The organism is Gemmatimonadaceae bacterium (genome assembly GCA_020852815.1).
In the GTDB taxonomy this organism is placed as follows: Bacteria; Gemmatimonadota; Gemmatimonadetes; order Gemmatimonadales; family Gemmatimonadaceae; genus SCN-70-22.
The window spans coordinates 19,920-33,864 of the sequence record JADZAN010000039.1; the positions used below are offsets into that span (position 1 = coordinate 19,920).

The 13,945-nt window shown below is 69.4% G+C and carries 10 protein-coding genes; 4 read left to right on the forward strand and 6 right to left on the reverse strand.

Features of this window, described 5'->3' with window-relative positions; translation table 11 throughout:
• Positions 1–4 precede the first annotated feature (4 nt).
• The 3 genes from IT359_18560 to IT359_18570 form a co-directional block, all read right to left on the reverse strand.
• Positions 5–1,696 (reverse strand): amidohydrolase, encoded by a 1,692-nt coding sequence (locus IT359_18560; protein MCC6931000.1) that lies wholly within the window; start codon positions 1,694–1,696, stop codon positions 5–7.
• On the reverse strand, positions 1,693–3,501 hold the full coding sequence (locus IT359_18565) for a DUF885 domain-containing protein (protein ID MCC6931001.1): 1,809 nt from the start codon (positions 3,499–3,501) through the stop codon (positions 1,693–1,695). Before IT359_18565 ends, IT359_18560 begins: the two co-directional genes overlap by 4 nt.
• A 116-nt stretch (positions 3,502–3,617) precedes the next feature.
• Entirely contained in the window at positions 3,618–4,046 is a 429-nt protein-coding gene (locus IT359_18570; protein ID MCC6931002.1) for a hypothetical protein, read from the reverse strand.
• Between the two features lie 157 nt (positions 4,047–4,203).
• Here IT359_18570 and IT359_18575 point away from each other — a divergent pair, with 157 nt between their 5' ends.
• Positions 4,204–5,049, forward strand: a complete 846-nt coding sequence (locus IT359_18575) for a GNAT family N-acetyltransferase (protein MCC6931003.1) — start codon at positions 4,204–4,206, stop codon at positions 5,047–5,049.
• 24 nt (positions 5,050–5,073) lie between these two features.
• Here IT359_18575 and IT359_18580 read toward each other — a convergent pair whose 3' ends face one another.
• Complete coding sequence (locus IT359_18580) at positions 5,074–5,994, reverse strand: PD40 domain-containing protein (GenBank protein MCC6931004.1); 921 nt, start codon at positions 5,992–5,994, stop codon at positions 5,074–5,076.
• Positions 5,995–6,008: 14 nt separating this feature from the next.
• The gene (locus tag IT359_18585; GenBank protein ID MCC6931005.1) at positions 6,009–7,130 is read right to left on the reverse strand and encodes an aminotransferase; all 1,122 of its coding nucleotides are present in this window, start codon (positions 7,128–7,130) and stop codon (positions 6,009–6,011) included.
• A 158-nt stretch (positions 7,131–7,288) separates the two neighbouring features.
• On the opposite strand from IT359_18585, the gene IT359_18590 reads away from it, so the two are divergent.
• Positions 7,289–7,939, forward strand: coding sequence for a DUF305 domain-containing protein (locus tag IT359_18590; GenBank protein MCC6931006.1), 651 nt, complete (start codon positions 7,289–7,291; stop codon positions 7,937–7,939).
• A gap of 31 nt (positions 7,940–7,970) precedes the next feature.
• Here IT359_18590 and IT359_18595 read toward each other — a convergent pair whose 3' ends face one another.
• Positions 7,971–9,173, reverse strand: a complete 1,203-nt coding sequence (locus IT359_18595) for a lactonase family protein (GenBank protein ID MCC6931007.1) — start codon at positions 9,171–9,173, stop codon at positions 7,971–7,973.
• 201 nt (positions 9,174–9,374) lie between these two features.
• Here IT359_18595 and IT359_18600 point away from each other — a divergent pair, with 201 nt between their 5' ends.
• Complete coding sequence (locus IT359_18600) at positions 9,375–11,129, forward strand: hypothetical protein (GenBank protein MCC6931008.1); 1,755 nt, start codon at positions 9,375–9,377, stop codon at positions 11,127–11,129.
• A gap of 242 nt (positions 11,130–11,371) precedes the next feature.
• Positions 11,372–13,879 carry a 1,4-alpha-glucan branching protein GlgB gene (gene glgB, locus IT359_18605; GenBank protein MCC6931009.1) on the forward strand — a complete coding sequence of 836 codons (2,508 nt, stop codon included), beginning with the start codon at positions 11,372–11,374 and terminating at the stop codon, positions 13,877–13,879.
• Positions 13,880–13,945: the final 66 nt, after the last annotated feature.

Genomic DNA, 13,945 nt, shown 5'->3' on the forward strand with positions numbered 1-13,945 from the left:
CCGCTCACTTCGCGCGGTACGTGTCTCGCCCTCCCATCACGGTGAGCACGGGCCTGGTCCTGAGCAGCGCCGTGGGCGCCACGCCGATGATTTCCTCCGAGAGCACCACGAAATCGGCGAGCATTCCCTCGCGCAGCACGCCGATGTCCTGCTCGCGGAAGGCGGCGTACGCCGAGCCGGCGGTGTAGTGCCGCAGCGCCGCTTCGAGCGTGAGGCGGTGCTCGGGAAACCACCCGCCGGCCGGCGTCCCGTCGGGGTTCTGGCGCGTGACCGCGATCCAGGTGCCTAACAAGGGATCCATCGGGAAGACGGGATAGTCGCTCCCGAACGCCTGCCGGGTCCCGGCGTCGTCCAGGTCCTTGAACGGCATCGCGTGCTGCGCGCGCGCCGGCCCCAGGAGGGGGACGTAGTTCTCCAGCGTCGTCTTGTCGGGCGTGGCGAAGATGGCTTGCGTGGAGGCGATGACTCCCAGGCGGCCAAAGCGCGGAATGTCGCTCGGGTCGGGAACCTCGAGATGCTCGATGCGGTGCCGGTGGTCGCGCGCCCCGTTGCGCCTGGCCGCCACCTCGAAGGCGTCCAGTGCCATCCGGATCGCCCGGTCGCCAATGGCGTGCAGCTCCACCTGGATCCCGGCGCTGTCATAGCGCGCGACGGTCGTGTTGAGTTCCTCCGCGCTCCAGCGCGGGAGCCCCGAGCCCTCGCCAATCGCATACGGGGCCAGCATCGCCGCCGTCCCTGCATCGACCGTCCCGTCCAGCATCCCCTTGGCGATCCCGGTGCGCAGGAGTGGCCCCGACCAGCGCGCGCCTAACGCCTTCCACGCCCGGAACGCCGAGTCGCCGGCGTCCTTGCGGAACGGGAGGGCAATGCGCCAGCGCACGAGCATCGAGTCGTCGGCGAGCGCCCGCTCGAAGGCGCTCGACTCGACCGAGTCGGGTGCACTCGCCAGTTGCAATGCGGTAAGCCCCTTCGACGCGGCGCGGTGCATCTCCTCGCGCATCGCCGCGTACACCTCGTCGGCCGTGGGATCAGGGAGGTGCCGGCGCACCAGCGCGCTCGCCGTCTCCTGCAGCAGGCCGGTGGGCCTGCCATCGGCGTCGCGGATGATCGCACCCCCCGCCGGTTCCGGTGTCTCCACGCCCACGCCGGCGAGCGAGAGGGCGCGCTGGTTGGCCAGCACCTGGTGCCCATCGCGGTCGGTGAGCAACACCGCGCGATCGGCAAAGGCGCTGTCCAGGTATCGACGGTGCGCGGTATTGCGCGGGAACATGTCCGGCGTCCACCCGCGCCCCGTGATCCACGCCTCAGGCGGGAGCGTGCGCGCGAACGATTGCAGCCGGCGGACGATCTCCGCGGGATCGCTGGCGTTCACCAGGTCGGCACTGCGGCGCGTGGGCAGGTGCCAGTGCGCGTCGTGGAACCCCGGGATCATCCGGCGACCGCCCAGGTCCTCCATGCGCGCCGCACTCCCGGCCATCGCGCGCACCGCCGAATCGCTCCCGACGGCGATGATGCGATCGCCGCGAAGGGCGAGCGCGGTCGCCTCGGGACGCGCGGAGTCGCCCGTCCAGATGCGGGCATTGACGAAGATGCGGTCGGCGGCCGGCTGTTCTGCCGGCCGACAAGCGGCGAGCAGCAGCAGCGCGACGCTGCGCCCCGCCCGCGAGCGCCAGCGCGCACGCGCCTGCCCCCTCACGGCAGCACCCCGCCAGCCGCAACCCAGGCCTCGTACCGCTGGCGCAGCACCGTCATCGGCATCGACCCGCCCTCGAGAATGAAAGCATGCCACCGCCTGAGGTCGAACTTCGTCCCCAGCCGCTTTCGCGCGTCCTCGCGCAGCACCAGGAACTCGCGCGCCCCCATCTTGTACGCCAGTGCCTGTCCGGGAAGGTCCACGGCGTAGCGCAGCGTTTCGGTGTCGAGCTGCAGGTCGCTCTCCAGCGTGTTCTCCTTCATGAAGGCAATGGCCTGTGCGCGCGACCAGCCCAGCGCATTCATCCCCGTGTCGACCACCAGGCGGCACGAGATGAACATGTCCATCAGGAGGCGGCCGTAGCGGTCGTACGGATCGGAGTACAGCCCCATCTCCCCCGCCAGCGCCGACGCGTAGTCGCCCCACCCCTCGGTGAACGCGGTGTGCCCCCCGTCGCGCCGGAAGGCGGGGAGCGTCGCGTTCTCCCGCTGCAGCGCCACCTGGAAGTGGTGCCCCGGAATCAGCTCATGGTAGACGAGCGCCGCCGCCTGCAACGTGCTCCGCTGCGACAAGTTTGAGCCGTTGAAGAAGTAATGCCCCATGGAGTCCTGCGCCGTGGGCTCCTGGTAGTAGCCGAACGTCATCGCCCCCTCGAGGCGCGGGTCCAGGCGGCGCACATCGCCCTGCGCCCTGGGGAGCGTGGCGAAGTAGTCGGCAATGCGCGTGCGGATGCGCGCGTCGTGATACATCAACCTCTCGCCGAACTCCTCCGGCGTCTTCGCGTGAAAGCGCGGGTCCTGCCGCAGCCTGGCGTGGAACTCCGCCTTGGTCCCGGCAAAGCCGAGTTCCCCGCGCACCAGCGCCATCGCGCTGTCGATGCGCGCCACCTCCGCGAGCCCGATGCGGTGCACGGCGTCGGGGAGAACGTCCATCGTCGTGTGCTGGCGCACCAGGGCGCGATAGTAGGCGTCGCCTCCCGGGAGGTTCCCCACGCCGACCGTCTCCCGCGCCGCGGCGCGATACGGACCGTCCAGGTATGCCGCCAGCCGCTCCAGCGCCGGGTTGACCCTGTCGGCGATGCGCGCGCCTAACGCGAGCACGAAACCGTCTCGCGCCGCCACGTCGAGCGCCGCGAGCTGCGCCTCGCTGGCCATGTACGGCGACTGCGGCGGCGGGTGGACGAAGCCGCGCACGAACGGGATGACGAGTCGCAGCTCCTCGCGCGGGAGCGTGATCTGCTTGAGGCGCCGCGCCTCCAGCCCGCCACGGATCGTGTCGGCCATCGCCGCCACCTCGTCCACGAGCGCCAGGTAGCGCCCCCGGTCGGCGGCCGTGGCCAGCGACTGCGCCGCCAGCAGGCGAGGAACGCTCGACAGCGGCGAGGCGTAGGGCGTGATGGCAGCGAACGAGAGCCAGAAGTAGCGCGCCCCCTCGACCACTTGCACCTGCTCCCAGCGCAGCATGCGCGACGTGGTCCACTCGTCAGGCGACAGCTCCTTGGGAACCAGGAGGTCGATCGAGCGCAGCAGCTCCCGCGCCTCGGCAGCGCTCCGCTCCGCACCGGCCAGGGTCACGTCGGGGAGGTGGTGCAGCGGGAGGCCGGTACGCACGCGCAGCAGCGGTTCTTCCTCGCGCATGCGCCTCTCGTAGTCGGCCACCAGGCGCACCAGGGCCCGCGCGCTCGGCGTCGAGTCCGGCGGCGTGGAGTCGGGCAGCGCTATCGGGGCAAGCGGCGCCAGGTGCGTCGCGGCAACAAGGGCGAGCGGGTGCAGCGCCTTGGCGGCGACGGAGACAAGGAGGGTCGGCATCGCACAAGCTTACCGCGGCTTGTCGCCGAATGCACGCCGCCGTGCGGGTGCGGGCGGCGGACAGCGCCTGGCCATGCGTACGAAGCAGGGCGCCTTCGCCCCGCGTCGTTAGGTGATCAGGTGGGGGTGATGGTCCCCCGATCGCGCAGTCGCGGCGGGAGGCTCGCTTCCCCCGCGCCGCGCAGCGACGCTGCACGCTGCGAGACGCGATCCACCTCGCCAGCGATGGCGTCGATGGCCTGCTCGATGCGGTCGAGTCGCACCTCGGCCGGGGTGCGCGCCCCGAAATCGGTGGCGCGTCCCGTGATCCACCCCGCGGTGCGCCACACACGCGCCAGCGGCGCGTCCGACGGGATCAGCGTGACATGTCCGCACGTGGGGCAGGTATCGCGTCGCATGGTATAGCGCCACACCGCATACGCCACCCCGGGAATCACGAACGGCACGGCAAGCACCAGGGCGACCCATGCGCTCCCCGGCGGAACCTTCACCGGCGCGGTTGTTTCGGAGCCGCACTGCGTGCAGAGCAGGTGCTGGGATGCCATGGGAACCTCGGGAACGCGGGATGCGGAGCTATGCGAGCAATGCGAGCAATCTTGACAACGCCCTGTCGGACGCGGCTAAAGCTATCGGCCCACGACGTTCGCGCCTACGGGTGCCACTCGCTATTCTCTCCCTCCCCAACCTCCGCAGCGATCCGCGATGTCGCCTCGTCCCGCCGCTCATGCACTGGTCACCGACCTTGCCCTCGCGCGCCGGCTGGAGCGTGCCGAAGGAGGGTCCAACGCGGCGTGCGTCGAGGCACACGCGGCGCGCCGCCCGCAGTCGGGCGCGGCCTGGTGCGACATCGGCGGCACGTACGCGATGTTTGATGGTGTGGGCTCACCGCTCACACAGACGTTCGGGCTCGGGCTTTTCTCGCCACCATCCGACGCCGACTTCGGTGCCTTGGAGGACTTCTTCCAATCGCGCGGAGCAGGCGTCTTTCACGAGGTCTCGCCGCTCGCCCATCCTTCACTGCTCGAGACGCTGCGCGCGCGCCGCTACCATCCGATCGAGCTTTCCACCGTCCTCCATCTCCCGTTAGGCGGTTCGGCGACACCGGCGGCGGGGCTTCGGGCACCGTCCCCCGGGCTCACCACGCGGCGTGTGGGAGGCGACGAACTCGCGGCGTGGACCGAGACGTCGGCCCTCGGTTGGGGAGAGACGCCGGAACTCGGCTCATTCGTGCGGGAGTACGGGGCCACCCTCGGCGCCGCGCGCGGCGTGTCGTGCTTCGTGGCCGAGCTGGACGGGAGGATGATTGCAGCTGGGGCGCTGTCCGTGCAGGGCGACATCGCGCTACTGGCCGGTGCCAGCACCATCCCTGCCTGGCGCGGGCGCGGCGCGCAGGGGGCGCTGCTGCGCGCGCGGCTCGAGCACGCCCGGGGCGTCGGCTGCGAGCTGGCGATGATGGCGGCGGCCCCGGGGAGCACCTCGCAATGCAACGCCGAGCGGGCCGGCTTTCGCGTGGCCTACACGCGCACCAAGTGGGCGCTGGCGGTGTGACGGGGCGCGCGGTGACCGCGTCACCTAACGAGACCACGCATCCGGCACGTCGGGGCCGGGGTTGTGCGTGAGGCGCACGGGCGCCGAGCCGTCGGCGTTCATCACGTACACCTCGTCGTCACCGTCGCGGTCGGAGGCAAAGGCCACGCGTAGGCCGTCGGGCGACCAGACGGCGTAACGATCGTTGCTCGCGTGTGAGGTGAGAGCGCGCTGCCCGGTCCCGTCGGCACTCACGACGTAGATGTCGAACGATCCGTCGCGATAGGCGTGATAGACCAGGCGCGTCCCGTCGGGCGACCAGGCGACGCGCGAGCCCTTCTCCAGCCCGTCGTTGGTGAGGCGCACGACGCCGCTGCCGTCGGCGCGCATCACATAGAGCTCGCGCGCGGCGCCGCGCGCCGAGAGGAAGGCGATGCGGGTTCCGTCGGGCGACCAGGCGCCGCCGACATCGTCGCCGGGATTGACGGTAAGGCGCGTCGGTTCGCTCCCGTCGGCGCGAATCGTGTAGAGCTCGAAGTTCCCGTCGCGTGACGAGGTGAGGAGGACGCGGGTCCCGTCGGGCGACCAGCGGGGAAAGCCGTTGGCGCCGGGGCCATTCGTCAGCTGCACGAGCCCGCGCCCGTTGATCCCGATCGAGAAGACCTGGTACACCCCCGTCCGGTTGGACATGAAGGCGACACCGAAACCGTCGGGGGTGTAGTCGCCATGCTGGTTGCTTTGCGGTTGTGCAGTCACCGAGCGCACGCCGCTCCCATCGGGATGCATCACGTAGATGTCGGACGGGGCGCCGCGCACCGACGAGAAGAGGATCTGGTTCCCCACGCGTGGCGCTGGGCCGGCGCCCGCCAAGGCGTCACCGCCGCCGCATGCGCCGGCGAGGGCAACGACGGCGAGGGCAATGGCAGGCGCAGTGCGGCGTGCAGCAAGGGAGGGGGCCGCGTGCATTCCCCAATCTGCACCTAACCGGGGAGCGCCGCCAGAAAGCGAGAGGTGGCGGCGAGCCCGTCGCGCAGCGCGGCGGTCGCGTTGCCGAAGCCGATCCGGACCGTTCCTTCCATCCCCAGCGCCGAGCCCGGCATGAGAAGGACGCCGGCCTCCTGCAGGAGGCGTGTGCACAGCTCGCGCGACGGCATCGCGAGGTCGTAGTCGAGGAGCGTCACCGTCCCGCCACGCGGCTTGACCCACGAGAGGCGCGGCTCGTGCGCCAGCCAGGCTTCCAGCAGCGCGAGGTTTGTGCGCACGATGCCCCGGTTGCGCGCCAGGAGCGCCTCCCGGTGCTCGAGGGCGAGCGTGGCGAAGTGCTCGTCCAGCATCCCGACTGAGATCGTGCTGTAGTCGCGATGGAGCAGGACCGCCTCGCGCACCTCGTGCGGCGCGACGATCCACCCCAGCCGCAGCCCCGCCAGCGCGAACGCCTTCGACATGCTCCCCACCGCGATGCCGCGCTCATACAGGTCGACGATCGACGGGCCAGGCGCATCGCCGTCCTGGTTCACGCCGCGGTACACCTCGTCGCAGACGACCCACGCGTTGTGCCTGGCGGCGATCTCGGCGATCGCCTGCAACATGGGACGCTCGATGACGGCGCCGGTGGGATTGTTGGGATTGGTGAGGGCAATGAGCCGGGTCCTGGGCGTGACGAGCCGCGCCAGTTCGTCCAGGTCGGGGAGGTATCCCCGCTCGCGCCGCAGCTGCAATCGCTTGACCTGCGCCCCACGGCTCTCGGCGATCGAGACATGCTGTTGGTAGGTGGGGACCACCGCGACCATCTCGTCGCCCGGGGCAATGAGCGCGTCGTAGAGGAGGGCGTTGGCACCGATGGCGCCATGCGTGGTCACCACCCGGTCGATCGTCACGTCGTCGTAGAGCGCGGCGATCGCCGCGCGCAGCCGCTCAGCGCCCTCGATGTCACCATAGGTGAGCCGGCGCGAACGCAACTCGGCCAGCACGTCGGGGCGCCCCGCCAGGTCGAGCAGCGCGCCAAGGGTGATCGAGTCCACGCAACTCTCGGCGATGTTGTACTGGCAACGCGTCTCGTGCGCGTTCATCCAGATCTCGACGGCGAACGGTTCGATCTTCATGGCGACGATTGCGGGGTTGGGCGCGGTGACCGGGAAGGATAGCATCCACGCCCCGCACGCGCCCGCCCACCGTGCTAGCTTGCAGTGCCGCCGCCAGCGATGCGGAGCCGCGTCGGCTGGACCGGTGCTCACCGTCTTCCTGCAGCGGGCGATTCGTCATGCGTTCCCATTCCATCAACGGTTGTTGGCTCGCCATCGTGGCGGCGGCGCTCACCTGCGCGGCGTCCACCGCGGGTGCCCAGGATTCTGCCACCGCGCGCGGCGCCGCCGGCGTGCACGCGCGCGCCAGGGCGACGCCCGGCGACATCGCCTTCATCCGTGGGATGATCCATCACCACGCGCAGGCGATCGAGATGTCGGCGCTCATTCCAACGCGCACCTCCCGTCACGAGTTGCACCTCCTGGGAGAGCGCATCACGGTGTCGCAACGCGACGAGATCGCGATGATGCAGCAGTGGCTGCGCGACCACGTCGCCCAAGGCGCCGACAGCTTGCCAGCGCAGGCACACGCTCCAGCGCACGCCGGGCACGGTGCCCCCGCGGCCAGCGACTCGCTCATGCCGGGCATGCTGTCCCCCGCCGAGATGCAGGCGCTCGCCACCGCCAGCGGCAACGATTTCGATCGCCTCTTTCTCGAGGGGATGATCAAGCACCACCAGGGGGCGTTGACGATGGTGCGCGCGTTGCTGGCACAACCGGGCGCGGCCCGCCAGCCGCAACTGTACGAGTTCGCCTCGGACATCGACGCCGACCAACGTGCCGAGATCGCCCGCATGCGGGCGTTGCTGGCAACGATCCCACGCTCCTGACGCGTCGGCGTCAGGCGTCAGTCGCCAGTCGTCAGGCCGAGAAGCGGAGGCAGACCGGCGACGACACGTTGGCCTCGGCGCCGGTGCGCGCCAGGCGCCCGGTGGCGGCGTCCACGGCAAAGCTGGTGATGACGTGCGATCGCTGGTGCGCCACCAGGAGGAAGCGCCCCGAGGGGTCGAGCGCGAAGTTGCGCGGCCAGTCGCCCCCGGTGGCAATCGTCTGCACCAGGGCGAGTTTCCCGGTCGCCGCTGCCACCGAGAAGACGGCGATGGTGTTGTCCCCGCGGTTGGAGACGTAGACGGCGCGCCCCGACGGGTGCACGTGCAGGTCGGCCGGAAAGTTGTTCCCCGTCGCGCCCGCGTGACGTGTCCCGATGACCTGTCGTTGCGCCCCGATGGCCGTCGTCGCGCGGTAAGGGAAGGCGACGAGCGTGGAGTCGAGTTCGTTCACGACGTACAGCGAACGCCCGTCAGGAGCAAACGCCAGGTGGCGCGGCCCCGCACCGGGCGCGAGCGCGGCGCGGAGGCCCTGTGACGGGAGCAGGCGACCACCGGCGGCGTCGTATCGGTACACCTCGATCGCATCTGTCCCCAGGTCGGCGGCCAGCGCGAACGCGCCGCGCGGGTCCACCACGATGCAGTGCGCGTGCGGCCCCGCCTGCCGCGTGCGGTTGGGGCCCGCCCCCGCGTGTTGCACGAACGCCGTCGACTCGCCAGCGCCTTGATCGCCAACCGGAAAGACGGCGACGTTACCGCCCACGTAGTTCGCCAAGAGGACGTGCTGGCCGGCGTGGTCGAAGGCGACATAGCACGGCGCCCCACCCAGCGAGCTGCGCTCGTTGAGCCTCGTCAGCGCTCCGCTACGCACATCGCGCGCGTAGGTCGTGAGCGCTCCCGCGCCCTTCCCCTCGTATGACACGAGTTCATTCACCGCCACCAGCCGGCGCCGGTCCGGCGAAAGCGCGAGATAAGACGGATCGGGGCATTCCGCGACCAGCGACACGTTGGCGAACGCACCTGTCGCCTTGTTGACCTCCAGGCGATAGATCCCGCGACTGGCGGTGCCGTTGGTGTAGGTCCCGACGTACAGCTCCCACGAGTCGGCGCCTGGCGTCATTGCCTCGGCGTCGCGTGCGGGCCACGACGCCACGCCGAGGGCCGCCAGCGCGCTCGCGCCAACAAAGTCGCGGCGCGAGAGTCGTGCGTCGCGACGCTGGGAATGTGTGGGCTTCACCACAGAACTCCGATGGTCGGGTGCAACATGGTCGTGCAACCCCCTGAATGATCGTTCCCCGCGCACGGCGGCGACAGCTCGCGGCTCTCTCGCGGGTATCAGGACGTGCGTGATTGCCGTGCCCCGCCGGCGCGATGCACTTCGCCCCGGGCGGGCGTAGCTTGCATCCAGTGGCCCTCCATCTCGAACCCGTTCGCGCGCATGTTCACGACCCGTTCGCTCCGCATCGCTCTTCCGGCCGCCCTGGCGCTCGCGCTGTCGCCTTTCGCGCGCGTCGCCTTGGCTCAGGATGACCCGCGCGTCGGCCTCAAGGCAGGGGTGCAGGACGCCGGCGAGGCGAGTCGCCACATGGAACTCGTCGCCCATCGCCCCAAGGCGGGGGGCTTCTCCAATGCCGCCGACCCGGGCGACTTCGCCTTCGCCAACTCCGACCTCGCCTTCAGCCGGCGCTACGCCTTCCAGGGAGGCTATCACGGTGTGCAGGTGTGGGACATTCTCGACCCGCGCAACCCGAAGATCGTCACCACGTATCCGTGCCCCGGCGGACAGGGCGATGTCTCGATCTACGGCACCCTCCTCTTCATGTCGGTGGAGCAACCGTCGGCGCGCATCGACTGCGGCGACACGCCGGTAACCGACACGCTCAGCCGCGAACGCTTCGTGGGTGTGCGCATCTTCGACATCTCCAACATCAACGCCCCGCGCCAGCTCGCCTCGGTGCAGACATGTCGCGGCTCGCACACGCACACGCTGTACGTTCCGCCTGACGACAAGAAGAACGTCTACATCTACGTGCAGGGAACATCTCCGGTGCGCAATCCCGGGGAACTCGCGGGGTGCTCGGGGCTCCCGCCGGAGAAGGATCCCAACACGTCGTACTTCCGCATCGAGATCATCCAGGTCCCGCTCGCCTCGCCCAAGGACGCCAGGGTAGTGAACGCGCCGCGCATCTTTGCCGACGCACAGGGGAACGTGGCGGGGTTGTGGAAGGGGGGCGCGCACGGCGAGGGGACGCAGGAGACGTCGACGACCGACCAGTGCCACGACATCACGATCTTCCCCGCCTTCGCCCTCGCGGCGGGCGCCTGCTCGGGGAACGGGATCCTGCTCGACGTGAAGAACCCGGCGGCCCCGCGTCGCATTGGCGAGGTGAGCGATCCCAACTTCGCCTACTGGCACTCGGCCACCTTCAGCAACAACGCCGATCGCCTCCTCTTCACCGACGAGTGGGGCGGTGGGGTGGGAGCCCGCTGCCGCGCCACCGATCGCCCCACGTGGGGGGCGAATGCGACCTTCACGCTCAGCAAGGATCGCAAGCTGCGCCCCGCCGGCTACTACAAGCTTCCCGCCGTCCAGACGGCCGAGGAGAACTGCGTTGCGCATAACGGGTCGCTCGTCCCCGTCCCCGGGCGAGACATCATGGTGCAGGCGTGGTACCAGGGCGGAATCTCGGTGCTCGACTTCACCAACCCGCACAACCCCAAGGAGATCGCCTTCTTCGATCGCGGTCCGCTGGGTGACAAGCTCATGCTGGGTGGCTACTGGTCGGCGTACTGGTACAACGGATACATCTACGGCTCCGAGATCGCCCGCGGCCTCGACGTGTTGCAGCTGACGCCCAGCGAGCTGCTCACGCAGAACGAGCTGGACGCGGCCCGGCTGGTCATGCTCGGCGACTTCAACCCGCAGATGCAGCCGCGTTTCACCTGGCCGCCCTCGTACGCCGTGTCGCGCGCCTACCTGGACCAGCTCAAGCGCGACAACGGGATGTCGGCCGACAAGATCGCCGAATCGTCGCGCGTCCTCTCCAGGGCCGAGACCGCCAGGCCCGCGGCGCGTCGCACGGCGCTCAATGCGCTGGCGGCAACGCTGGAGTACGAGTCGGCGCTGGCCAACAACGGCCCCAAGGTGCAGGCGCTCGCCGAGTCGGTGCGCAAGCTGGCGGCCATGAAGTAGCCGCGCCGGGCAGCACTCGTCACCCAGACGCAGGGGAGCATTAGTGCCCCTGCGTCTTTTCGTGTGTGGATCGCGGCGCCGTGGCGCCGTGCTCGCGTCTTTACAGGAGCCGCACGCGTGATTGACACGCCGACACAGCGTGTAAACGCTGGCGTGGACGGCACGGCACCGGATACGTTACAACTCCGGTGCCGGCGCGGAACCACGAACGCTGCCGCGCCGTCCTCTTTTCGCATGGACGCATGACTGCGCACGCCGCCCGCCACGACATTTCGCTCCTCGACGACACCGTCGTCCACTTCTTCAACGAGGGAACGCTCGATCACGCCCACTACGTCCTCGGCGCGCATCCGCACGTGGCCGACGGCGTCGATGGCACGTACTTCGCCGTCTGGGCGCCTAACGCCGCATCGGTCGCCGTCATGGGCGACTTCAATTCGTGGCATCGCAGCTCGCACCCCATGCGCCTCCACGGCACGTCGGGGATCTGGGAGGTGTGGATCGCCGGCGTCGGGCATGGGACGCACTACAAGTACCACGTCGTGGGGCGCACCGGCGGCTACCGCGTCGACAAGTCGGACCCCTACGGCTACTTCGCCGAGGTGGCGCCGCAGACGGCGTCCATCGTGTGGACGATGGACTACACGTGGAATGACGGCGACTGGATGGCCGAGCGCGCCAAGCGGCGCGCGATGAACGGCCCGATGTCGATCTACGAGGTGCACCTGGGGTCGTGGGCCCGGGTCCCGGAGGAGGCGAACCGCTCGCTCACCTATCGCGAGATCGCTCCGCTCCTTGCCGACTACGTCACCCGCATGGGCTTCACGCACGTGGAGCTGATGCCGGTCATGGAACACCCCTTCTTCGGCTCGTGGGGCTACCAGGTGTGCGGGTACTTCGCCACCACCTCGCGCTACGGGACGCCGCAGGACCTGATGTACCTCATCGATGTGCTGCACCAGCGCGGCATCGGCGTCCTCCTCGACTGGGTCCCCTCGCACTTTCCCACGGATGCGCACGGGCTGTCGTACTTCGACGGGACGCACCTGTACGAGCACGAGGACCCGCGCAAGGGACACCAGCCCGACTGGGGGAGCTACATCTTCAACTACGGGCGCTACGAAGTGCAGAACTTCCTGCGCTCCAACGCCGTCTTCTGGCTGGAGATGTTCCACGCCGACGGGCTGCGCGTCGACGCCGTGGCGTCGATGCTCTACCTCGACTTCTCGCGCAAGGACGGCGAGTGGATCGCCAACCAGTACGGCGGGCGCGAGAACCTCGAGGCGATCCGCTTCCTGCAGCGCCTCAACGAGTCGGTCTACCGCGAGCACCCCGACACCGAGACCATCGCCGAGGATTCCACGGCGTGGCCCATGGTCACCAAGCCCGCCTACATCGGCGGGTTAGGGTTCGGGCTCAAGTGGGACATGGGGTGGATGCACGACACCCTCGATTACTTCGCCAAGGACCCCATCCACCGGAGCTACCATCACAACAAGATCACGTTCCGGATGATGTACGCCTTCTCGGAGAATTACGTCCTCCCCATCTCGCACGACGAGGTGGTGCACGGAAAGGGGTCGCTCATCAACAAGATGGCCGGCGACAACTGGCAGAAGCGCGCCAACCTGCGCGCCCTCCTCGGCTACCAGTGGGGACAGACGGGGAAGAAGTTCCTCTTCATGGGGTGCGAGCTGGGACAGTACCGCGAGTGGAACCACGACGGGTCGATCGACTGGCACTTGCTGCAGTTCGAAGAGCATCGCGGCATCCAGCAGTGGGTCGCCGACCTCAACGCGCTCTATCGCGACGAGCCGGCCATGCACGAACTGGACAACGATCCTGCCGGCTTCGAATGGGTGGACTGCAACGATGCGGAGCAGAGCATCATCTCCTTCCTCCGCTTCAACCGCGACCGTTCGCGGGCGATCCTTTGCGTCTGCAACTTCACCCCTGTGCCGCGCGTGCGGCACAAGGTCGGCGTCCCCGAGTCGCTGCGCTGGGACGAGATCCTCAACAGCGACGCCACGATGTACGGCGGCGCCGGGTGGGGGAATCTTGGCGGCGTCTTTACCGAGCCGGAGTCGGTGCATGGGCGAGCGCGCTCGGTCACGCTCACGCTCCCACCGCTCTCCATCTCCTTCTTCCGCATGGTCCCGCTCCCGTCGGCGGCAATCGACTTCGAGGAAGCGTTCGCGACGCTCCCCGACGCGGAGGGGGTGGACGCGTTCGATGTGGCTGGAATCCCTGGCACGGCCGAAGCGCCGGGCATGCCTGACGAGTCGCTGGGCAGCGTCGACGTGATCGAGGCGCTGGGGCGTGTCAGCGTGAGTGACGCGCTCGACGCCTTGGAGTCGCTCGAGCCGGTGCGCGCCGATCTCGTCGCCGCCGATGAGTTCGAGCACGTGGTGGAAGCGCCAGTGATCGACCCCAGCACGCCGCACGAGGCGCTGGCCTTCGTCCCCGAAGCCGAGGTCGTGCATACCGAGACCGAACCGGCGCTGACGACTTCACCCAAGGCGCCGAAGGCGCCGAAAACGCCGAAGGGGGCGAAGGCGCCGAAGGCGGCGAAGGCGGCGAAGACGCCGACAACCTCGAGGAAGCCGACGACGTCGAAGACGCCGAAGGCTCCAGGGGAATCGAAGACGTCGACGACAGGGCAGAAGGAGCGGAAGAAGAAGGGCGCCGTGCAGCCCACGACCGACGCCAGCGACGCCGCCGCGCCCAAGTCGCGTCGCAAGAAACGCTAGCGGTCGCCCGTTAGGCACGCCGAATCCCAGGTCACCGCGTGGCGCGAGCCCGCGGTACACGTCCCG